General features: G+C 61.0%; 28 protein-coding genes and 1 tRNA gene. 23 read left to right on the forward strand and 6 right to left on the reverse strand.

Translation table 11 applies throughout. From position 1 onward, the window contains the following. Nucleotides 1-30: 30 nt before the first annotated feature. From JVX98_RS19290 to JVX98_RS19370, 17 genes are all read left to right on the forward strand, one after another. Nucleotides 31-1,224, forward strand: a complete 1,194-nt coding sequence (locus JVX98_RS19290) for a phage portal protein (protein ID WP_205237111.1) — start codon at nt 31-33, stop codon at nt 1,222-1,224. Continuing rightward, a complete protein-coding gene (locus JVX98_RS19295) occupies nt 1,221-1,613 on the forward strand; it encodes a hypothetical protein (protein WP_205237112.1) in 393 nt (130 codons plus the stop codon). The genes JVX98_RS19290 and JVX98_RS19295 overlap by 4 nt, the downstream gene beginning before the upstream one ends. Continuing rightward, on the forward strand, nt 1,610-2,155 hold the full coding sequence (locus JVX98_RS19300) for an HK97 family phage prohead protease (protein ID WP_205237113.1): 546 nt from the start codon (nt 1,610-1,612) through the stop codon (nt 2,153-2,155). Before JVX98_RS19295 ends, JVX98_RS19300 begins: the two co-directional genes overlap by 4 nt. A gap of 2 nt (nt 2,156-2,157) precedes the next feature. Beyond that, entirely contained in the window at nt 2,158-3,309 is a 1,152-nt protein-coding gene (locus tag JVX98_RS19305; protein ID WP_205237114.1) for a phage major capsid protein, read from the forward strand. Nucleotides 3,310-3,341: 32 nt separating this feature from the next. Continuing rightward, nucleotides 3,342-3,728, forward strand: a complete 387-nt coding sequence (locus JVX98_RS19310; protein WP_205237115.1) for a hypothetical protein — start codon at nt 3,342-3,344, stop codon at nt 3,726-3,728. Then, nucleotides 3,728-4,084: an HNH endonuclease gene (locus JVX98_RS19315; RefSeq protein WP_205237116.1), complete on the forward strand. Its 357-nt coding sequence runs from the start codon at nt 3,728-3,730 to the stop codon at nt 4,082-4,084. Before JVX98_RS19310 ends, JVX98_RS19315 begins: the two co-directional genes overlap by 1 nt. A 1-nt stretch (nt 4,085) precedes the next feature. Then, nucleotides 4,086-4,574, forward strand: a complete 489-nt coding sequence (locus tag JVX98_RS19320) for a hypothetical protein (RefSeq protein WP_205237117.1) — start codon at nt 4,086-4,088, stop codon at nt 4,572-4,574. Between the two features lies 1 nt (nt 4,575). Beyond that, nucleotides 4,576-4,872, forward strand: a complete 297-nt coding sequence (locus JVX98_RS19325) for a head-tail connector protein (protein ID WP_205237118.1) — start codon at nt 4,576-4,578, stop codon at nt 4,870-4,872. Beyond that, entirely contained in the window at nt 4,872-5,297 is a 426-nt protein-coding gene (locus JVX98_RS19330) for an HK97-gp10 family putative phage morphogenesis protein (protein WP_205237119.1), read from the forward strand. The genes JVX98_RS19325 and JVX98_RS19330 overlap by 1 nt, the downstream gene beginning before the upstream one ends. Continuing rightward, the gene (locus tag JVX98_RS19335; protein WP_205237120.1) at nt 5,294-5,707 is read left to right on the forward strand and encodes a DUF3168 domain-containing protein; all 414 of its coding nucleotides are present in this window, start codon (nt 5,294-5,296) and stop codon (nt 5,705-5,707) included. Before JVX98_RS19330 ends, JVX98_RS19335 begins: the two co-directional genes overlap by 4 nt. Further along, complete coding sequence (locus tag JVX98_RS19340; protein ID WP_205237121.1) at nt 5,704-6,024, forward strand: phage head closure protein; 321 nt, start codon at nt 5,704-5,706, stop codon at nt 6,022-6,024. The genes JVX98_RS19335 and JVX98_RS19340 overlap by 4 nt, the downstream gene beginning before the upstream one ends. Then, a complete protein-coding gene (locus JVX98_RS19345; RefSeq protein ID WP_205237122.1) occupies nt 6,021-6,467 on the forward strand; it encodes a phage terminase small subunit P27 family in 447 nt (148 codons plus the stop codon). Before JVX98_RS19340 ends, JVX98_RS19345 begins: the two co-directional genes overlap by 4 nt. Before the next feature lie 22 nt (nt 6,468-6,489). Beyond that, complete coding sequence (locus JVX98_RS19350; protein ID WP_205239482.1) at nt 6,490-8,037, forward strand: terminase large subunit; 1,548 nt, start codon at nt 6,490-6,492, stop codon at nt 8,035-8,037. 9 nt (nt 8,038-8,046) lie between these two features. After that, nucleotides 8,047-10,461, forward strand: a complete 2,415-nt coding sequence (locus tag JVX98_RS19355; protein WP_205237123.1) for a tape measure protein — start codon at nt 8,047-8,049, stop codon at nt 10,459-10,461. After that, on the forward strand, nt 10,454-11,104 hold the full coding sequence (locus JVX98_RS19360) for a hypothetical protein (protein ID WP_205237124.1): 651 nt from the start codon (nt 10,454-10,456) through the stop codon (nt 11,102-11,104). The genes JVX98_RS19355 and JVX98_RS19360 overlap by 8 nt, the downstream gene beginning before the upstream one ends. Continuing rightward, nucleotides 11,101-11,688, forward strand: coding sequence for a DUF2163 domain-containing protein (locus tag JVX98_RS19365; protein ID WP_205237125.1), 588 nt, complete (start codon nt 11,101-11,103; stop codon nt 11,686-11,688). Before JVX98_RS19360 ends, JVX98_RS19365 begins: the two co-directional genes overlap by 4 nt. Nucleotides 11,689-12,075: 387 nt before the next feature. Next, nucleotides 12,076-12,867 (forward strand): hypothetical protein, encoded by a 792-nt coding sequence (locus tag JVX98_RS19370; protein WP_205237126.1) that lies wholly within the window; start codon nt 12,076-12,078, stop codon nt 12,865-12,867. Here JVX98_RS19370 and JVX98_RS19375 read toward each other — a convergent pair. Together JVX98_RS19375 and JVX98_RS19380 are read right to left on the reverse strand one after the other, a co-directional pair. After that, nucleotides 12,817-13,365, reverse strand: a complete 549-nt coding sequence (locus tag JVX98_RS19375) for a hypothetical protein (RefSeq protein WP_205237127.1) — start codon at nt 13,363-13,365, stop codon at nt 12,817-12,819. The two genes, JVX98_RS19370 and JVX98_RS19375, sit on opposite strands and share 51 nt — an antisense overlap. Before the next feature lie 48 nt (nt 13,366-13,413). Then, the gene (locus JVX98_RS19380; protein ID WP_205237128.1) at nt 13,414-13,893 is read right to left on the reverse strand and encodes a hypothetical protein; all 480 of its coding nucleotides are present in this window, start codon (nt 13,891-13,893) and stop codon (nt 13,414-13,416) included. A 113-nt stretch (nt 13,894-14,006) separates the two neighbouring features. Here JVX98_RS19380 and JVX98_RS19385 point away from each other — a divergent pair, with 113 nt between their 5' ends. The 6 genes from JVX98_RS19385 to JVX98_RS19410 are packed head-to-tail and all read left to right on the forward strand — an operon-like array spanning nt 14,007 to nt 16,712. After that, complete coding sequence (locus JVX98_RS19385) at nt 14,007-14,198, forward strand: hypothetical protein (protein WP_205237129.1); 192 nt, start codon at nt 14,007-14,009, stop codon at nt 14,196-14,198. Between the two features lie 41 nt (nt 14,199-14,239). Beyond that, nucleotides 14,240-14,485: a hypothetical protein gene (locus tag JVX98_RS19390; protein WP_205237130.1), complete on the forward strand. Its 246-nt coding sequence runs from the start codon at nt 14,240-14,242 to the stop codon at nt 14,483-14,485. After that, nucleotides 14,478-15,131 carry a hypothetical protein gene (locus tag JVX98_RS19395; RefSeq protein ID WP_205237131.1) on the forward strand — a complete coding sequence of 218 codons (654 nt, stop codon included), beginning with the start codon at nt 14,478-14,480 and terminating at the stop codon, nt 15,129-15,131. Before JVX98_RS19390 ends, JVX98_RS19395 begins: the two co-directional genes overlap by 8 nt. Nucleotides 15,132-15,187: 56 nt before the next feature. Beyond that, a complete protein-coding gene (locus JVX98_RS19400; protein ID WP_205237132.1) occupies nt 15,188-15,385 on the forward strand; it encodes a helix-turn-helix domain-containing protein in 198 nt (65 codons plus the stop codon). Next, entirely contained in the window at nt 15,385-15,621 is a 237-nt protein-coding gene (locus JVX98_RS19405; protein ID WP_246764906.1) for a hypothetical protein, read from the forward strand. Before JVX98_RS19400 ends, JVX98_RS19405 begins: the two co-directional genes overlap by 1 nt. Then, a complete protein-coding gene (locus JVX98_RS19410; protein ID WP_246764907.1) occupies nt 15,621-16,712 on the forward strand; it encodes a tyrosine-type recombinase/integrase in 1,092 nt (363 codons plus the stop codon). The genes JVX98_RS19405 and JVX98_RS19410 overlap by 1 nt, the downstream gene beginning before the upstream one ends. Nucleotides 16,713-16,782: 70 nt before the next feature. On the opposite strand, the gene JVX98_RS19415 is transcribed toward JVX98_RS19410, so the two are convergent. From JVX98_RS19415 to infA, 4 genes are all read right to left on the reverse strand, one after another. Beyond that, nucleotides 16,783-16,858 (reverse strand) — tRNA-Phe (locus JVX98_RS19415). A 337-nt stretch (nt 16,859-17,195) separates the two neighbouring features. Continuing rightward, on the reverse strand, nt 17,196-17,408 hold the full coding sequence (yacG, locus tag JVX98_RS19420) for a DNA gyrase inhibitor YacG (protein ID WP_034797000.1): 213 nt from the start codon (nt 17,406-17,408) through the stop codon (nt 17,196-17,198). 4 nt (nt 17,409-17,412) lie between these two features. After that, nucleotides 17,413-18,033 carry a Maf-like protein gene (locus tag JVX98_RS19425; protein ID WP_034797002.1) on the reverse strand — a complete coding sequence of 207 codons (621 nt, stop codon included), beginning with the start codon at nt 18,031-18,033 and terminating at the stop codon, nt 17,413-17,415. A gap of 143 nt (nt 18,034-18,176) precedes the next feature. Further along, nucleotides 18,177-18,395: a translation initiation factor IF-1 gene (infA, locus tag JVX98_RS19430; RefSeq protein ID WP_004435948.1), complete on the reverse strand. Its 219-nt coding sequence runs from the start codon at nt 18,393-18,395 to the stop codon at nt 18,177-18,179. Between the last annotated feature and the right edge of the window lie 137 nt (nt 18,396-18,532).

Raw genomic sequence — 18,532 nt, forward strand, 5'->3', positions numbered from 1 at the left:
GAAAAATCTACCCTCTGGCATAAAATCGGAATGCTGAATTGGTTCCGAAAATCACCCGCCCTTGAGACCCGCGACAGCTCGTTCGCGTCTCCCGATGAAATGATGCTCGCGCTTTGGACCGGAACGGCCCCCGGCGCGCTCTCGGTCTCCGGTGTCGCAGCCTTGAAAGTGCCGGCCGTGTCGGCCGCTGTCCGGGTAATTTCGGAGGCCGCCGCTACGCTCGATGTCTGTGTCGTCGAGGTCATGGACGGCGGCGCCGAAGTGGCCCGCCCGGATCATCCGGTTTCCAGTCTTCTGCGCGGAGAGGCAAATCCTTGGACTTCGGGTTTTGAGCTGATCCGCGACCTGGTTGCCGATGCGCTGACGCGTAACGAAGGCGGGCTGGCGTGGGTCAACCGCGTGGGTGATGAAGTCCGTGAGGTCATCCGCTACCAGCACAGCGCCATGAGCGTCGCCTATGACACCATGACGCGCGAGCCGACCTATCGGCTGAACGGCAGCGTTATCAGCGCTCGCAACGTGGTCCACGTCCGGAGCCCCTTCGACGGCTCCCCGGTATCCCTGGCCGCCAAGGCGATCGGTGTGCTCGCGATCATGGAAACCTATGCGGGCAAGCTCTTCCAGAACGGCGCCAAGCCTTCGGGCGTGATCGAGATGGAAAAGGATCTCGGGGACGAAGGCAACAAGCGGATGCGCAAGGGCTGGCGGGAGAGCCATGAAGGCTCTGACAACGCCGGCAAGACGGCCATTCTTTGGGGAGGCGCTACGTTCCGCCCGCTCACGATGGCCTCGACCGACGCGCAGTTTCATGAGCTGCGCACCTTCCAAATCCTCGAAGTCGCGCGCGCCTTCCGGGTGCCGCCGTCGATGCTCTTCGAACTGGAGCGGGCCACCTGGTCGAACTCCGAACAGATGGGCCGTGAGTTCCTGACCTACACGCTGGAGCCGTGGTTGCGGACGCTCGAAGGCTCGCTCGGAAGGGCGCTGCTGACGCGCGAAGAGCGCAAGCGGTTCCGCATCGTCTTCGACCGCGACGACCTTACGCGCGCGGATCTGGGCGAGCGCGCGTCGGCCTATTCGAGCCTGATTTCGGCGCGCGTCATCAACCCGAACCAAGCCCGCAAGTGGGAAGGCCTGCCGCCCTACGAGGGCGGCAACGAGTACGTGAACCCGAACATCAGCGCCGCTACGGGCGACGAAACCACCGGAGAAACCGAGGAATGAAAGATCTCGATGACATCCTCGCCAATGTCGAGGATCAGGATCGCGGCGCCGAAATGCAGCTCCGCAATCCGGCGACCGGAGAACTGACAGGCCTGATGCTGACGCTTGCAGGTCCGGATTCTCTGACGCAGCGCCGCTCGCGGCTTCAGATGGCCGACGATCTGGCTGACCTGGCGCAAGCCGATGGCACCATTACCGCCGAGGTCCGCGAGCGCGTCGCGATCGCATCTCTGGCGCGCTGTGTCCTGCGGTGGAAGGTCATGCAGGGCGGCGTCGAGTTGCCTTGCAGCCACACCCACATCATCCGCGTTTTGTCGGTTCCGTGGGTGCGCGAACAGGTCGATGCCTTTGCCGGTGACCGCACCAAGTTCATGGCGGCGGCGCGATGAACCACCTCGGCCTTTCCACCCGCTATGAGCCGCCGAGCGATGCCGGCGAGTTTTCCGGCTATGCCGTCATCTGGGGCCAGCGCAACGGCCACAATGAGGTTGTCCAGCGCGGCGCGTTCGCCCGGTCTCTCGCGGTTCACCAGCGAGCCGGCACCAAGCCGTTGATGCTCTGGGCGCATGATCCGTCCGAAATCATCGGCGTTTGGTCCGAGATCCGCGAAGACGACACCGGCCTTTTCGTGCGCGGCAATCTGATCCTCGACATCGACGAGGGCCGTAAGGCGCATGTCCGCCTGAAGGCCGGCGCCGTCAACGGCCTCTCGATCGGGTTCCGTGTATCGCCTGGCGGCGAGAAGCGGGGAGCCGGCGGCGTCCGCCTCCTGTCCGCGATTGATATCGCCGAAATCTCCATCGTCGGTCTGCCGAGCGCCAGCGGCGCGCGGATCACTGACATTCGCAGCTCTGGCCGCTTGAACGAGAGCGCAGCGGCCTTCGTCAAAGCTTGCCGTGAGGCAACGCGCTCTCTTCAGCCAAGGAAGTGACCATGAAAAACACAGTGCTCGAAACCCGTTCCGAACCGAATGATGCCGATGCGCTCGCCGCTGCATCGGCCGCCGTAGCTGCAATGCAAGCCGGCTGGACGGATTTTCAGACCCGCGCCGAACAGCAGCTCGGCGGCATCGCGGCTCTTACGACGCGCCTCGATGACATCGAGACCCGCATGAACCGCCCTGGCGGCTCCGGTGGCGCAACCAGCGACGACGAACGGCCGATTGAACAGCGCGCGTTTTCCAACTTCCTGCGCATGGGCCGTGAGCCGATGGAAGCCGAAGAGATCCGCGCTCTCATCGTCGGCGATGACACCAAGGGCGGTTATCTCGCGCCGACCGAGTTCGTTGCGGAAGTGGTCAAGGGCCTCGTCGAGCTTTCGCCGGTTCGTCAGGCCGCCCGCGTCGGCAGCACTTCTTCCGGCGGCGTCATCCTGCCGAAACGCACGGGCCGTCCGACCGCCCATTGGGTCGGTGAGGATGAGGAGCGCAAGGAAACCGGCTCCAGCTACGGCCAGCTCGAAATCCCGGTCCATGAGGCCGCCTGCTATGTCGACGTGAGCCTGCGTCTCCTCGAAGACAGCGCCATCAACGTCGATGCTGAAGTGGCTTCGGACCTGTCGGAAGAGTTCGGTCGCATCGAAGGGCCGGCCTTCATCAGCGGCGACGGCGTGAAGAAGCCGGAAGGCTTCATGCAGGCGGCCGGCATTAAGGAGTTCAAGAACGGCCACGTCGCGAACATCCAGCCCGATGCCCTGGTCAAGATGATGTATTCGCTGCCGGAAGCCTACCGCAACAGCGCGTCCTGGATGCTCAACGGCACCTCACTCGGCATCATCCGCACGCTGAAAGACGGACAGGGCAACTATCTCTGGCAGCCTTCCTACCAGGCCGGCCAGCCGTCCACGCTTCTCGGTCGCCCTGTCATCGACGCCGTGGACATGCCCGATATCGCCGAGAACGCTTTCCCGATCGTCTTTGGCGATTTCAACCGCGCCTATCGGATCTACGACCGCGTGCAGCTCAGCGTCCTGCGCGATCCCTACACCATGGCTCACAAGGGCCTTGTCCGCTTCCATGCCCGCCGTCGTGTTGGTGGCGGCACGGTGCTCGGTGAGGCTCTGCGCAAGCTCAAGATGGCGGCTTGAGCCCGTCGCCCTTTCCAACGGAGATCAACGACATGCGGGACATCGTCCACAACCTCAAGATCGTGCAGGCCATCGCGCCGGCCGTACTTGCCGCTACCACCGAAGGCGCGGCCATCGACCTCAAGGGCGTCGAGAGTATCGCCCTGGTCATCAATTCCGGCGCGATCGTCGGGGCTGGCGACTTCACGGCCAAGCTTCAGGAAAGCGATACGACCACGCCGGCGGATTTCACCGACGTTCCGGACGACTACGTTCTCGGCGAGCTGCCGGAAGATCTTGCGGCCAACAGCGTCGCCAAGGTCGGCTATCGCGGCCACAAACGTTACGTGCGCCTGGTGCTGACCAAGAACGGCGGCACCTCGATCGCAGCCGGCGCCGTCGCTGTCATGGGCGGCGTTCACGATCGGCCGGTGGCCTGATGCCGGTTAAGGGGTCTCGCATATGCGGTTGTGGGCGTCTGGTGCCGTCCGGAACCGCCTGCGCATGCGAGATCCGACGCGCTCGCGAGCGGAAAGCTCGGCATGACGCCAAGCGTCCGACCGCTCGCGAGCGTGGTTATACGGCGGAATGGGAGCGCGAGAGCAAGGCGTTTCTGAGGGAATGCCCCGCCTGCCGGCGCTGCGGCGCCCCTGCCACCCTCGTCGACCATATCCAGCCTCACAAGGGCAACCAGCGGCTCTTTTGGAACCGCGCCAATTGGCAGCCTCTCTGCCGTCCCTGCCACAACAGCGCCAAGCAATCGGAAGAGCGGCGCAACCAGCAAAAGGATTACTGACATGCCTATTGTCGCGACTGCCGGAAGCAAGGTGTTCATCGGCGAGGCGCTTGCCGCCAAGAACGTCGATTTTGTCGCTGCTGACTTTACCGACATCGACTGGACCGAGATCGGCTCGATGGAGAACATCGGTTCGCTCGGCGACACCAGCGCAGAGATCACCTTTGACGACATCGGCAAGAACCGGACGCAGAAGCTCAAGGGCACGCGCAACGCCGGAAACTGCGAACTGGTGATGGGTATCGACTATGCCGACGCCGGTCAGGTCGCATTGCTTGCCGCCGAAAAGACGCCGCACGATTACGCCTTCAAGATCGAGTTCAACGATAAGCCGGCCACTGGCGCCAGCCCGAAGAACTCGCAGCGCCTGTTCATTGCCAAGGTGATGAGCGCGGCCGAAGCGCTCGACCAGGCGAACAACGTCATGAAGCTGAACGCGACGCTGGGCATCAACTCCAACGTCGTTCGCGTCAACGCATCGGCCGCCTAAAATGATCGTCGATCTCGCGCACGTGAAAGAAAACCTCAACATCGTCAGCAATGACGATGACGCCCTGCTCAGGCGGCAGATCGAGGCGGCGGAAGCGCACATCAACCGGTTGCTCGGCTTCAAAATGGACGTCGAGTTTCCGGGCGATACCGTTCCGGCCGATCTCAAACAGGCCATCTTCCAGCTCGTCGGGCATTGGTACGAAAACCGCGAAACGTCTCTGGTCGGCGTGAGCATCGTCGAGGTGCCTTTCAGCGTGCGCGAGATCGTTCGCGAACATCGTAATTGGACCTTCTGATGGCGAACGACGGCGGCCTTTCCCGCATCCAGCAGCGGCTGAATGCCATTCCGAAGAAGATCAAGGAAGCGGTCTATCCGGAGGTTGTGAAGGCCGCCGAGGATATCGCTGACGACATGCGCCATATCGCGCTCCAGTCGAAAGATACGGGCGACCTGATCGAGAGCATCACCGTCACGCCGGCCGGTCAGACGACGCCGCCCTACTCGCAGCCGGGCGGCTCGACGATGGTGCCTGAAGGTGCCGCGAAGGTGACGGTCGGCAATGACGGCGTGCGCTATCCGCACCTGGTCGAATACGGGACCGCCGAGACTGACGCGCAGCCGTTCTTCTGGCCCGCCGTTCGGATCAACAAAAAGAAGACCAGCGGGCGCATCAATCGCGCCATCCGCAAAGCCATCCGCCAGAACTGGGGAAGCAAATGAGCATTGAGACCGCCGTGCAGGTCGGCATCCGGTCGCGTCTCGCTGGCACGGCCGGCGTTACCGCTTTGGTGCCGGCCGGCAAGATCCTCGACCGCAGCCAACGTCCGATCATCGACCCCTCCATTATTCTCGGCGAGGGCCACTCGATCGAAGACGAAGACGCTTTGGCACGCGATCGTTGGCGCGTCGTGTTCACGGTGCACGTCTGGAAAAAAGAACCCGGCTTAGCCGGCGTGCGCTCGATCACCTGGGCGATCCGAACGGCCATTCGGCCGGCTCGTATTGAGCTTGGGGCAGACTTTCATTGCGTCGATTGCCACGTGACCGACGTTCGGCATTTGCGAGATCCAGACGGCGAAACCGCCCATGGCGTCGTGACGATCGAAACGCTGGTGGAGATCGTCGAATGAGAGCCGGCCGCCTCGATCGCACGATTGCCATCCAGCGCTCTACCTACGAAGTCGATCCCGCCGGCACGCCGCAATACACCTGGACAACGATCGCCACGGTGCGGGCCGAGATCGTGCAGGCGAGCACGGAGGAATTCATGCGCAGTTACGGCGCCAGCGATGAAACGCTGGTCATTTTTCGCCTGCGCTACATCGACGGCATCAGCAACGCCGATCGCGTCGTGTTCGAGGATCAGAACCACAACATCAAGGAAGTGAAGGAAATCCGGCGCCGCCGGGGTCTGGAGCTTCGAACCGTGGCGGTGGCAGGCACATGAGCACGCGCGGACGAAAGGCGGATCTCGTAGTGATCGAAGGCGGGCTGGAGGAAATACCGGACGTGCCGGCGCATATCCCGGCAGGGATGCATCAGGAATGGCTCGATGTCGTTGACGATCTGCGCAAGCGAAAGCTGCTGACGGACGCGATGCTTGGCAGCGTCGAGGCCTACGTGATGGCCCTGCACAACATGCGCCTCGCGCAGAAGGCGATCGATGATTTCGGCGCGGTCATCGCCAGCCCGAAGGGCGTCCCTGTGAAAAACCCCGCCGTCACACTGCACGGCAAAGCGCAATCGACCGTTTCCCGCCTCGCGGCCGAACTCGGCCTGACGCCGGCCGCCCGCTCGCGTCCGAAGATGCGCGGCGACGGCGGTGGCGAAGCAGGGGGCGGCGAACGTCAGCAGATGGAGGATCTCTTTGGACAACTCGTGGATATTTGACGACAGCCCGATCGATGATCCGATGGGCTACGGCGAGCGAGCTGTGCAGTTCCTGCGCGTTCTCAAGCACCCGAAATCGACGCTGCCAAATAAGGCGTTTCAGCTCGATCGCTGGCAAGAGCGTATTGTGCGCCGGATCTATGGTCCCCGTCATCCAGACGGTCGCCGCGTCATCCGCACCGTTGCGATGATGCTGCCGCGCGGCAATCGCAAAACCTCGCTCGGCGCCGCTCTGTCGCTGTTGCACACCATCGGGCCTGAGAGCACGCCTCGCGCCGAGAACATGGTCGCAGCCTCCGACAGGTCGCAGGCGCGCATCGCCTATGAAGAGGCCTATAGCATCCTGAAGGCCGAAGAGCGGTTCGACGGCAAGCTGCGGATGACGGACAGTAAGAACCGCATCCAGAACCCGAAAACAGGTGCATGGTTCGAGGCGATCTCGGCCGACGCGCGCGTTGCTCATGGCCATACGCCCGCTTTCGCTCTCTGCGATGAGATCCACGCGTGGCCGAAACGCGACCTATGGGAGGCGATCGAAAGCGGCCTGATCAAAGTTCCGAACTCCCTCGTGATGGTCATCAGCACGGCCGGCCGAGGCACGGAAAACGTCGCTTGGGAGTTCTTTGACTACGCGCGCAAGGTGGCGCGCGGTGAGAAGATTGACGAGACGGTATTGCCGATTCTCTTCGAAACGTCGCGCGATGCCGATTGGGAAGATGAGGCGGTGTGGTTCGCAGCCAATCCGGGTATGTCTTGCGGTTATCCCGACATTGCCGGCATGCGGGTTCTTGCGCGCAAGGCAAAGGAAGTGCCGGCGGCCCGAACCTCGTTCCAGCAGCTCAACCTTAATGTCTGGCTGGACGGCTCGGCAGATCCTTTCGTTGACATGCTGGTTTATGACGAGGGCAAATTCCCGGTCGACATCGACGATTTGGAAGGCGAACCTTGTTGGCTTGCAGTTGACCTTTCATCGGTCAACGATCTCTCGGTTATCGTTGCTTGCTGGCGCGACGGTGCGGACGGCTACATCGTCCATCCATGGTTTTTCTGCCCGGAAGACAATCTGCGCGGCCGCGCCGATCGCGATGGCGTCCCTTATCCGACCTGGGCGGAAGAAGAATTGATCACGGCGACGCCTGGCAACGTTGTCGATTATCGTATCGTCGAAGATCAGATCCGGGAGCTTTGCGCTCGCTTCGAGGTGCGCGAGATCGCCTTCGATCCGCATATGGCGCGGAACATCATGAACAACCTGCTGGAGGACAACTTGCCGGTCGTAGAGATGCGACAAGGCTGGGTGACGATGGCGCCGGCCATCAAGGAGTTGGAGCGCGCCATTCTCGGCCGGCGCTTCCGTCACGGCGGCCACCCAATTCTCCGCTGGAACTTCGAAAACATTCACGTGCACGTCGATAGCGCCGGCAACAAGGCGTTCCACAAGGGCAAGAGCAAGGATCGCATCGACGGCGCTGTTGCGGCCGCCATGGCGGTAGCGCGCTGCGCTGCCGGGGAAACCGGCCTGTCCATCTACGATTCGGACGATTGGTCCGACGACATGGCGTATTTCTAGGAGATCACGATGGCCGAAGGCGGCGAAGAGCAACTGGCGATCGAGGTTATCGCCAAACTGAACGCGCTGGAAAAGCAGATGGCGAAGGCCTCGGGCATCACGGCCAAGGCCTACCGCGAAATGTCGCAAGGATCTCGGCGCGCGACGCGCCAGATGGAAGACGACGCCATTCGCTCGACGGCACGGATCAACCAGGCGCTGGCATCAACCTCGGCGCGGATCGGCGTCTATAGTAAGGCGGCCATGGCGTCGGTCGGGGGTCTGACGGCGGCGCTTGGTGTTGGTGAGGTCGCGGCCTACGCCGATGCTTGGACCGAAGCCGGCAACAAGATCCGGGCGGCGGCGGCATCGACCGGCGTGCAGGTTCGTTCGCTCGATCAGTTGAAGGACGGCGCGAACGCGGCGCGGGCCAGCCTGGAGGATTATGTTGATCTCTACGCCCGCCTGGTGCGCTCGGCCTCTGGTGTTGCCAAGAGCGAGCAGGAGATTGCCCTTGCGACCGATATCGTCGCCAAGGCCTTCAAGGCGGGCGGCGCATCGGCGAGCGAACAGGCCGCCGGCATCCTGCAGCTCGGGCAAGCGCTCGGCTCTGGCGTGCTGCAGGGGGACGAACTGCGGTCGCTACGCGAGAACGCGCCTATCCTCGCACAAGCGATTGCCGATGAGTTCGGGGTGACGATCGCGCAGCTCAAGGATCTCGGCGCGGAAGGCAAGCTGACGTCTGACCGTGTCTTCCGGGCGATCATCAACGCACAGAAGCCGATCGAGGCGCAGTTCCGGGCGAAGAACTCGACGATCAAGGATGCGATGACGCGCATCAACAACGAGTTCACGGCCTACATCGGGCACGCCGACAGCTCGGCCGGTGCCAGCGCCAAGCTCGTCGAGGCCCTGCAATTCCTTGCCGACAACTTCAAGGATACGGCGGATGCCATCGTGCAGTTCGCGACGATCATCATCAGCGCGCTTGCCGGCCGCGCTATCCTCGGTTTCGTCGCCGGCATCGGGAATGCCGTTATAGCGCTCGGCACGTTGCTGACGGCTTTTCGCGCTGGCACGCTCGCGGCCGGCGCCTTTACTACGGCGCTGGGGCCGATCGGGCTGCTGGTTGGCGCAGCGTCGGCCGCGATCTTCCTCTTGAGCGACAGCGCATCGGCGGCCGAAAAGGCCATGATCGACGCCGAAGGTGCGATCCACCAGCACGCCGCGGCACTCGATGTGGCCCGCAAATCGTCCGAGGGTTACACGGCTTCGCTGCGCAACCAGATCGCCATGCAGATGGAGGCGGTCAAAGCAGCGTCGATCGCCCATGATGCGGAAATAACGCTGGCCTTCGACCGTGCCATGGCTTTCCGCAAGATGACGAAGGACATGACCGGCACGGAAATGCGCTTTGCGCCGCTCGAATACGATGCGGATGTGAAGCTTGCGCAGGGCAAGGCGCTCTATCGGCAATACCAACTGTTGGCGGCGCAGCTCGCCGAAGTGGACAAGAACCAAAAGCCCACGTCTGGCGGCGGCAGTGGTGGCGGCGTGTCGGTGGGCTCCAAAGGCGGCGGGTCCGATAGTGACGTGTTCGCGCGTGAGGTCGAGCAAATCGAGCGACGCACCACGGCAGTTCTGGCGGAAGCCGACGCGCAACGTGCCGTCAATCCGTTGGTCGATGACTACGGCTTTGCCGTCGAAAAGGCAGCGGCGCAACAGGATCTGCTGAACGCCGCGCAAGAGGCCGGTTTGATCAAGACCGCCGATATGAAGTCGGCGACGCCGGAGCTGCGCAATCAGATCGATGCCCTTTCGACAGCCTATGCGCAGGCCTCGGCCGAGGCGCAGCAGCTCGCCGAGGAACAGGACAAGGCGCGGGACGCATTCCAGTTCAGCAAAGACACGCAGCGCAGCGCCCTGGGCGATCTCAAGGATGCGCTCTCTGATGGCAAGCTCGATTGGCAGGAAATGGGCGACGTCGCCATCAACACGCTCGATCGCATCACCGACAAGATCCTCGACGACCTCGTTGACGCCTTCAACCAGGTCGGCGGCAAAGGCGGCGGCGGTTTCCTCTCGATGCTCTTCGGCGGAGGGGGATTTCTGCCGATCGGGCGGCAGGCCAACATAGCGGCAAGCGGCAGTATCGGACTGTTTGCCAAGGGTGGCATCTCCGACGAGCCGGCGATTTTTGCCGAGGCGGGTCCGGAAGCCGCCGTTCCCTTGCCCGATGGCCGGCGCATTCCTGTCGATCTGCGCGGTGCAGCTCCGGAAGGAAGTGAGCCCCGCGAGATCCTGCTGCGTGTCATCACCGAGGAAGGGCCGATGTTTCGCACCACGATCCGCAGCGAGAGCGAGAATGTCTCGACCAGCATGCTCAACCAGTATCAACGCAACCGCCGGGAACTGAACCGCATTGGAGGCAATCCGGATGATTAACCCGCTCTCCCTTCCTGACCTGCCTTGGCGTGAGTGTGAGTTCAACCCCAACGATCCGGTCTCAACCGAGCGCATGCAGGGTCGTCGAACAGAAATGGTCACGTTCGGAACGCCCTGGTGGACAGCAACCTTCTCGACGAACTTCCTCGAGCCGCAACAGTACGGCGCGGCCGATGCGTTCACGATGAAGGCCGGCGCTCGAGGCGCGTTCCTTGGTTACGATGTCTTTCGGCCGAGACCGATTGCCTACGACAACGGCCGGCCTCTTGCCTTGGTCAAGGCGGCCGGCGGCCCGTTCACCGGCGATGCGTCCCTGTCTCAGATCATCGACAGTCGAACGGTTATGGTCTCGGGTCTGCCTGCCGGCTTCACCCTGATCGAGGGCGACTATGTGGCTTTCAGCATGACGGCGCTTAAACGCTCGCTTCATCGCGTCATGCAGGTAGCCGTTGCGAACAGTGCAGGGGTCGCCACGCTCAGCATCCTTTTCCCGCTGGACCTGCAACATTTCACGCTCGCCTCGGCGGTGCATTTCGAGAAGCCGTCCACGGTCATGATGATCGATCCCGGAAGCCTCTCGGCGCCGAAGGGTTGGAACAACCGCTCTGTGACCTTTTCTGCAACGGAGATGTTTTTCTCATGATCACTAATCCCGACCTTTTGAATGCTCTTGAAGGTGGCCGCCTGGCGGCGCTGGAGCTGGTGCGTTTCGACCTGCCCGGTCGGTCGGTCGGCTACCATCGCGGTGGCCGACCCTACACCTACAACGGCCTGGTCTATCTTCCCAATCGTTGGCTCCAGTCCGGAGGCATGAACTCTTCGGTTGGGACTGCCGTAGGGACGCGAACACTTGTTTTCTCGAACATTCCGACGAGCAATCCGGAGGATGCGATGGCGGCGATCGAACTGCTGGAATACCAGAACTCGACCGTTATCGTCTCAGTTCTGGCCGGCGTTCCGGAATCGGATGAGGTGCTGGGCGTCCTCGTTTCACACATCTACGAAATTGATCAGATCCGCTACGAAGATGGTCCGCTCAATGGTGCCGAGCGATCCATGACGATGATGATCGACCTTCAGCCTCCCGGTCGGTCTGCGCGTGGACAGACGTTGGTTAAGCGGTCGACTGCGGAACAACAGTTTGACAATGACGAAACAGACACGGGCCTCGAATACGTTGCCACGGTCGGTTCCGTCCCTGAAGAGTGGGGGCAGATCAGCCGATGAGGTTCGACCCCTACTTGAAGCGGCTGTCCAAGGCTATGCGCCGCTCGCTGGCAACGGGCAAGAAGCCCGATCTGCCGGCTGGCGCCGGTCTCTATTGGTCCTGGTTTCGCGAGTTGTCGGCCGCAAGAACGTGGCATGCCTCGGGGCCAAATCCCATTAGCCATTCCGAGATCCTGTCTTGGGCGACGGCGTTCGGTTGGCCGATTGGCCCACGGCACGTTGCCATCATCCGCGCCCTCGACGATGCGTGGATCGAGCATTTCCACACGAAGCGCCGCCCGACAAAGGACACATCAAAGTCCTTGCCGGATGGAACCAAGACCTTACCGCCGCGCTCGAAACATCCAGTTTCGCCAGCGCTATTCGACGCTATGTTTGGGTGATTTCATGAAGGGCAATGCGCTTTGGGCTATCTATCGACATGGAAAGCCAACGGCTCCGAAAACCGAGGCCATCTTCAAGGGCGCGGCGCGCAAGCCCGTCATTTCGCGAGTGATGGACGTGATGCGCGATTGGCGCTCGACCCCGTTCGAAAATGAAGGCTCCACCATCGCCGGCCTACGGAGCGGATTGTGCTCTCAGGGTTATGGCTGGGCCAGTGCCGATCGAGAGGCGCGCTCGATCGTGGCGGATTGCTTGCGCTATCTCGGGGCAGTTCGTCCGAACTGGGACCAGGGCCAGCCGGAATTCACGGTGTCCGATGAGAACTGCAAATGGTGTTCAGCGGAGCTGCCACCAGAAGCCTCGGAAGGGCTGCGCCAGTTCCGGTTCTGCTCGACCGAGTGCGCCAAGGCCGCGATTGCACAGCGATCGGCCGACAACTGGCTGCGCAACAGCAACATCGCCTGGTCCGCCTATCGTATGGTGCTCAAGTCCCGCATGCCTCAGCGGGTATGTGAGGCGTGCGGTATCAGATACTCGACGGTGCGGGAGAAGTCGGAATCCAAGTATTGTTCGAAGGCATGCTACAACAAGGGGCGACTGAAGTACGTTCCGAAGACCTGCCCGACGTGCAAGCAGGGCTTCCAGCCCATCCGCGCCACGTCAGTCTACTGCTCTGTTGCCTGCAAACACCCCAAAGCGACAATCGTTTTGACGCCCCGCCTTTTCGATCGCATGTTTAAGCAATCAATGAGCAACGGGGCTCAAAGCTCCGAACACATTCGCGGCACTGGCTAAAAGTGCCCAGAGTGCAAGAACTCCGGCGAACGCTGCCAGCAGGCGCGTAGCACCAACGGCGTCAGTCTTCCGGGGTTGGGGGTTCTGATCGGTGCGGTAAACCATGAGAGGGTTGGCCCAGTCGTCATAAACGTCTGCCGCCGACTGAAAGTTAATCCACGCCATGAGGCCGGCGAAGAGAACGAACGCGATGCCTGCAATATTCCATTTTGCAGCCAGTAGCAGCGCCATCATCAGCTCGGGACGCGCCGGATCCTTGAGTGAATTTATCGCGTAGATTGCGCCACCGTGGACGGCCAGACCTGAAGCGAGAAGCCATTTTCCGTAATCGATATTGGCCTTGAAACTCATCTCCCGAGCCGACTTGTAAAATTCGTACTTTTCGCGAGCGTAGTATTGATATCGCTCCCGCCTGGCCGGGTCCGACCATTCCTCTACCAACACTGATTCATCATCGAACTGTCGTGATGCTGGAGGATTGCTTTCGTTGTTGTTCATGCTCCCCCCAACGCGTCAGGATGAAATAAATGTCCGCGTTGCGGACATTTATTCGTTGTCTTTGGTATCGTTACGAGGCCTGTCGGTAGTGTCTTCTACCGCCCATATTTCTTTGGCGTCTGCGATGATCTTTTTCAGGTCTTCGTCACTTTTGAAGTTGTTCGCGACCCCGACCAGCGAACGCACCAAAAGCACCATCCGGGTAAGTTCCGTCAGCGCCTTTGCACTGGCTGACGTCAGTTGACGTTCAAGACTTGTGGCTTCTCCGCTTTGCACTCTCGCGATCACTTCATGCGACAAGGGAAGAGTCTTGGTCGCTGCGTCGTACGCGCTCTTGAACTTTTCGTTCAACTCGGCCCGATGCTCGTCGAACATCAGGCCAATCTGGCAAAGCCGTCTAATGGCCTCGCCTCTGGATCTGATGCGATGCTGAAATGACCAATCATCTATGGCGCTGACCTCGCTCGGGGTCATCATGATCGGAACCCGCTGGTCTTTCAGCTCTCTGCTTTCGGTGTCGTCAGTCATGTTTTGGCCGCCCGTTTGGGAATATGGACAAGTTGCACAACTTTTCAGTTGACGCAAGCACGGACTCACTCATATTAACTTGTGCAACTTGCACAAACATGGAGGTGAGAGACGTGCGTGAAAAGCCACGCGTGCCAAAAACGGAACGCATTCCGATCATGTTCGAGAAGGAACTGATTGAGCAGGTCGACGAATTCAGTTTCCAGCGGCGCATCCGAACCCGCGCTGCCACCCTGCGTCTCCTGGTCAAAATTGGACTAGCAGCGGCAAGCATTGAAACAGAAAAAGGCTCCGTCTCGGCCTAGAGAACCGACGGAGCCTTTCTTGCACCAGAAAGGAAATCTGAATGCCCCAACAGACTACACTACTGGCGAAGTCCTGCGCAAGAAGCGCAACGGATGCAGCAATCCGCGCAGACGACGCCATTGCCATTCTCCGGGTTGTGCTCCTCGCAATGCGCGGTGAAGCCGCGCCACTCTCTGAATTCAACTGGGATGGGCTCCGAGGCTCCATAGGCCTTGCGCTGGACAACGTTCTGGAAACCCGCGATTTCGCGCTAGAAATTGTGGCGGAGGCCGAGCAGCATGGGTAACGCTCTTTCCCGCCGCGCCTTACTGGCGGCTCCACTATTGGTAACGGCATGTGCCGCTGCGCCGGCTGTTGCAGCACCCGTGTCAATCAGCGACGAACTCAAGTGGCTCATCGGCACCTATGATGACATCGCGGCACAGCGCGACACTATACGTGCTGAAATCGTGCGGATTATCGATTTGCCCGACCAGCCATGCCCGGCGGAACTCGTCTTGAGCGAGATCGCCACACGTGAGATGGACTATTCTCCGGACTGGCGGGACAAGCCGCTTTACTCCGAGGCGGGGATCCAGAAGTACTTTACCTGGGCGACCAGCATGGTTTGGCTTCCGGAGCGGTCGAGATACTTGGACCGGATGGCTGCTGACCGAGATAAAGCGCTCTCACTCTACCGCATGCGTCGGCAGGCACGAGCCCAATGGCTTGCCGAAACCGGCATGGAAGCGCTCGAAGATCAGCACAGCGCCCTCGACGGTAAACTTCATGAAATCGAGAAGTGGTTGCGGGCTTACACCTGCCGATCTCTCGGCGACGTGATCGCCATCGCCGCATTTGCAGACCGATGGCTTCCCGACGACGAACTAGACATCGACGCCCGCAGTGACCTGTTGCGGGCCATCTCAGCTTACGCAACGGCGGCGGCTTGAGCGGACAAGGGTCGGCAAATCTGCCGACCCTTCACCAGTTTTCAACGAGGATGGATATGGCGACGGACGGAAAGCGGCCACTGGGCATCAAGGAAATCGCGCACGAACTCGGGTGCAGCACGCGGACAATCCGCCGCTATCACGCCGAGGGCAAAATCGGCACGTACAAGATCGGGGCCAATACCAGCCCGATCAAAATGCGGCGTGCGGATCTCTCCAAGTTCATCCGGAAAAGAGGAAGTGAGGAACGCTGATGGCGACCGCCACGCTCAATCTCAAGGTATCACCTCGGCGGATGCTCTCCCTGAAGGAGGCTGCCGATTATTGCGGTTTGACCGCAAAGCGTTTCCCAGCCGAGTGCCGGGTTTCGCCGGTCGCTATGCCATCAGGCACCCGCCTGTATGACATGCGCGACCTCGATGGCTGGTTGGATGCGCTCAAGGATGGCGTGGCCGATAGCGACGATGAAATCCTCGGGAAGCTCGGCTGATGGCAGATCGCGAGAAACGGCAGAACAAGTACAAGGGCTGGCAGATATTTCGGGACAAAAAGCCGCCCTTTGAGTGGCGCGCATATCACCGCAAGAGCCGCGAGAAGATCGACTGCACGAAGTTCGAGCCTTACACGCTCGCCTTCGATGTCGAAGTGCATCGGATCAACGAGCTGCATAAGGTCAAGGAAGCAAAGCCGGGAACCCTCGGCATGCTCATCAAGAAGTATCGCGCCAGCCCCAAATTTCAGAAACGCGCCAAGCGGACGCAGAGCGACTACCAGAAGGTGTTCGATTGGCTGAAGCCGATTGAGGACACACCGCTGGAGCGGTTCACACGAAGCTTTGTCGCGAAGATCCGCGACAAGGCCGAACTCCAGCACAAATTCCGGTTTGCCAACCATGTCCGCTCGGTCCTGTCGATTATCTTCAACTGGGGCCTTGAGTACGACTATGTGAAGGAGAACCCGGTCGAAGCTGTGAGCGTTGCCGAGCGCCCGCGAAGCCTGGGGGACGCAAACAGGCCGTGGACCGATGCCGAGCGCGATACCGTGCTTGCCGCCCTGCCCGCGCATATGAGCCTGCCGATCGGCCTCATGATGTTCTACGGCCTCGATCCTCAAGATGCGTTGGCGCTGCCGAAGACGGCCGTAGTATCGGCCGGGATCGACACGCGCCGGCACAAGACAGGCCAGCCCGTTTATCTCCCGATCTTCGAGCCGGTAGCGGATGCCTTGGCGAAGGGGCCGAAGCATGACGCGATTACGCTCTGCGCCAACAGCCGAGGCCAGCCGTGGACCTACAACGGCTTCAGCACGAACTGGGACAAGCTGAAGAAGAAGCTGGAGAAGGCCGGGACGGTTCAGCCGGGGCTGACGCTCAAGGGGCTTCGTCACACGGTAGGGACGATCCTTGCCGAGATGGGCAAGGACAACGGCACCATCGCTCTCGTGCTCGGCCACGCGACCGAAGCCATGGCAAAGCACTACTCAAGGCGGGCCGATCGCACGCGTCAGACCACTGCCGCTGTCGCCGATTTTGAGGCCGAACTGAACAAACGAAAAACGAAGGTTGTCAAACCAGCTTCGTAACTCTGTCAAACCGGATTACATGAGAAGGAATGCAGATATGGGAAAATCTAGGCGCAACAAGGGCTTAGAATGGTGCCCGGAGGCGGATTTGAACCACCGACACGCGGATTTTCAATCCGCTGCTCTACCAACTGAGCTATCCGGGCATCCTGCCGTTTTGGGCATCGGCTCCTTTCGGAACCATCGGGGCGCTTGTGTGTGCCCCGGGAACGAGCGGGGTTATAGCATCTTGTTCGGCGGTGTCCAGCGCCAAATGAAAGTTTTTTGACCGAAATCCTGTGGACAATCGAATGACCGAAAAAGCCAGGAGTTTCAGAGAGATCGCATCCTCTGCCTCGTCCATTTTTCGTGGAAAGCGATCGTTGGAAGCCGAAAAAGATGATCGCACGCACGCGGTGGCGCGAGGATCTTCAAGGCGTCGTCCGTGGCAAGAGGATGTGGCGAAGGAAAGCCGGACCGGCGGGTCCGGCCGTAGCGGCACGCTTAGCGGTCGTCGCCGTCGTCGGCCTTCGCCTCGTCGTCAGCGACCGGAATAGCGTAGGAGCCGGAGAGCCAACGGTTGAGGTCGACATTGCGGCAGCGATCGGAGCAGAAGGGGTAGTGTTCGCGGTGCGACGGCCGGCCACATTCCGGGCACGGGCGCGGTGCGCGCAGGGGCGCGACGTTCGAAGCGCTTTTCTTCGTTTCGTCGGTCACTCGTTCAGCCTTCCAGCCAACGATTGTGCACGTCATAGCCTTCGCCGACAAGCAGGCTGACGGTTTCGTAGAGCGGCAGGCCGACGACGTTGCTGTAGGAGCCGACGAGCTTGACGACGAAGCTGCCGGCGATGCCCTGGATGCCGTAGCCGCCCGCCTTGCCACGCCATTGGCCCGACGCGAGGTAGCTCTCGATATCGAAGCCGGACAGGCGCTTGAAGCGCACCTTGGTGTCGACGACCTTCTGGCGCACGGTCTTGTCCGGAGTGATCAGGCAGACGCCGGTATAGACGCGATGGCTGCGGCCGGAAAGAAGATGCAGCGCGCTCGAGGCCTCGCTGACAAGTTCCGGCTTCGGCAGGATACGGCGGCCAACACAGACGACCGTATCGGCCGCCAGGATGTAGCTTCCGTCCCAGCCGGCCTCGCCTTTGACCGCAGCAAGCGCCGCCCGCGCCTTTTCGGCCGACAGGCGCCGTGCGAGCGAACGTGGATGTTCGGCACGCTTCGGCGTCTCATCAAGATCCATCGGCATCAGGCGCGCGGGCTCGATGCCGGCTTGCGCCAGAAGCTCGACGCGACGCGGCGAACCGGACGCAAGTATCAGTTTCTTGGCCACTGTCATCGGAACGAGCCGTCACTCCAAAGCAATTCCAGCAAAATGCGATAGGCGGTTTACGGAATTGCAATCCAACCAAAGGTTAGAGCGTTTTCGCGATTCGAAGAAGAAGCGGAAATGCTCCAGGAATTGCTAAGAGCCGGAGCGGCTTACTTGAAGCGGTAGGTGATACGGCCCTTGGTAAGGTCGTACGGGGTCATTTCAACGAGAACCTTGTCGCCGGCAAGCACGCGGATGCGGTTCTTGCGCATACGGCCAGCCGTGTGAGCGATAATCTCATGCTCGTTTTCGAGCTTCACGCGGAAGGTCGCATTCGGAAGCAATTCGGTGACCACGCCCGGAAATTCAAGGACTTCTTCTTTCGCCATGTAGGACTGTTCTTTCTATCTTTGTTTAGGGAACCGTCAGGTATCCCGAAAAATTCGCCGGAAACTACACAATCGACGAGGATTTGTGAACCATCTAAGACCGGCTTTTGCGCTTTTGTGACGGGCTACTGTGCCGC

This window comes from Ensifer sp. PDNC004, assembly GCF_016919405.1.
In the GTDB taxonomy this organism is placed as follows: domain Bacteria; phylum Pseudomonadota; class Alphaproteobacteria; order Rhizobiales; family Rhizobiaceae; genus Ensifer.

Excerpts from the sequence above, each read along its gene's own strand:
- JVX98_RS19290 (WP_205237111.1), top strand. The coding sequence starts at position 31 with ATGCTGAATTGGTTCCGAAAATCACCCGCCCTTGAGACCCGCGACAGC.
- JVX98_RS19295 (WP_205237112.1), top strand. The coding sequence starts at position 1,221 with ATGAAAGATCTCGATGACATCCTCGCCAATGTCGAGGATCAGGATCGC.
- JVX98_RS19300 (WP_205237113.1), top strand. The coding sequence starts at position 1,610 with ATGAACCACCTCGGCCTTTCCACCCGCTATGAGCCGCCGAGCGATGCC.
- JVX98_RS19305 (WP_205237114.1), top strand. The coding sequence starts at position 2,158 with ATGAAAAACACAGTGCTCGAAACCCGTTCCGAACCGAATGATGCCGAT.
- JVX98_RS19310 (WP_205237115.1), top strand. The coding sequence starts at position 3,342 with ATGCGGGACATCGTCCACAACCTCAAGATCGTGCAGGCCATCGCGCCG.
- JVX98_RS19315 (WP_205237116.1), top strand. The coding sequence starts at position 3,728 with ATGCCGGTTAAGGGGTCTCGCATATGCGGTTGTGGGCGTCTGGTGCCG.
- JVX98_RS19320 (WP_205237117.1), top strand. The coding sequence starts at position 4,086 with ATGCCTATTGTCGCGACTGCCGGAAGCAAGGTGTTCATCGGCGAGGCG.
- JVX98_RS19325 (WP_205237118.1), top strand. The coding sequence starts at position 4,576 with ATGATCGTCGATCTCGCGCACGTGAAAGAAAACCTCAACATCGTCAGC.
- JVX98_RS19330 (WP_205237119.1), top strand. The coding sequence starts at position 4,872 with ATGGCGAACGACGGCGGCCTTTCCCGCATCCAGCAGCGGCTGAATGCC.
- JVX98_RS19335 (WP_205237120.1), top strand. The coding sequence starts at position 5,294 with ATGAGCATTGAGACCGCCGTGCAGGTCGGCATCCGGTCGCGTCTCGCT.
- JVX98_RS19340 (WP_205237121.1), top strand. The coding sequence starts at position 5,704 with ATGAGAGCCGGCCGCCTCGATCGCACGATTGCCATCCAGCGCTCTACC.
- JVX98_RS19345 (WP_205237122.1), top strand. The coding sequence starts at position 6,021 with ATGAGCACGCGCGGACGAAAGGCGGATCTCGTAGTGATCGAAGGCGGG.
- JVX98_RS19350 (WP_205239482.1), top strand. The coding sequence starts at position 6,490 with ATGGGCTACGGCGAGCGAGCTGTGCAGTTCCTGCGCGTTCTCAAGCAC.
- JVX98_RS19355 (WP_205237123.1), top strand. The coding sequence starts at position 8,047 with ATGGCCGAAGGCGGCGAAGAGCAACTGGCGATCGAGGTTATCGCCAAA.
- JVX98_RS19360 (WP_205237124.1), top strand. The coding sequence starts at position 10,454 with ATGATTAACCCGCTCTCCCTTCCTGACCTGCCTTGGCGTGAGTGTGAG.
- JVX98_RS19365 (WP_205237125.1), top strand. The coding sequence starts at position 11,101 with ATGATCACTAATCCCGACCTTTTGAATGCTCTTGAAGGTGGCCGCCTG.
- JVX98_RS19370 (WP_205237126.1), top strand. The coding sequence starts at position 12,076 with ATGAAGGGCAATGCGCTTTGGGCTATCTATCGACATGGAAAGCCAACG.
- JVX98_RS19375 (WP_205237127.1), bottom strand. The coding sequence starts at position 13,365 with ATGAACAACAACGAAAGCAATCCTCCAGCATCACGACAGTTCGATGAT.
- JVX98_RS19380 (WP_205237128.1), bottom strand. The coding sequence starts at position 13,893 with ATGACTGACGACACCGAAAGCAGAGAGCTGAAAGACCAGCGGGTTCCG.
- JVX98_RS19390 (WP_205237130.1), top strand. The coding sequence starts at position 14,240 with ATGCCCCAACAGACTACACTACTGGCGAAGTCCTGCGCAAGAAGCGCA.
- JVX98_RS19395 (WP_205237131.1), top strand. The coding sequence starts at position 14,478 with ATGGGTAACGCTCTTTCCCGCCGCGCCTTACTGGCGGCTCCACTATTG.
- JVX98_RS19400 (WP_205237132.1), top strand. The coding sequence starts at position 15,188 with ATGGCGACGGACGGAAAGCGGCCACTGGGCATCAAGGAAATCGCGCAC.
- JVX98_RS19405 (WP_246764906.1), top strand. The coding sequence starts at position 15,385 with ATGGCGACCGCCACGCTCAATCTCAAGGTATCACCTCGGCGGATGCTC.
- JVX98_RS19410 (WP_246764907.1), top strand. The coding sequence starts at position 15,621 with ATGGCAGATCGCGAGAAACGGCAGAACAAGTACAAGGGCTGGCAGATA.
- JVX98_RS19425 (WP_034797002.1), bottom strand. The coding sequence starts at position 18,033 with ATGACAGTGGCCAAGAAACTGATACTTGCGTCCGGTTCGCCGCGTCGC.
- infA (WP_004435948.1), bottom strand. The coding sequence starts at position 18,395 with ATGGCGAAAGAAGAAGTCCTTGAATTTCCGGGCGTGGTCACCGAATTG.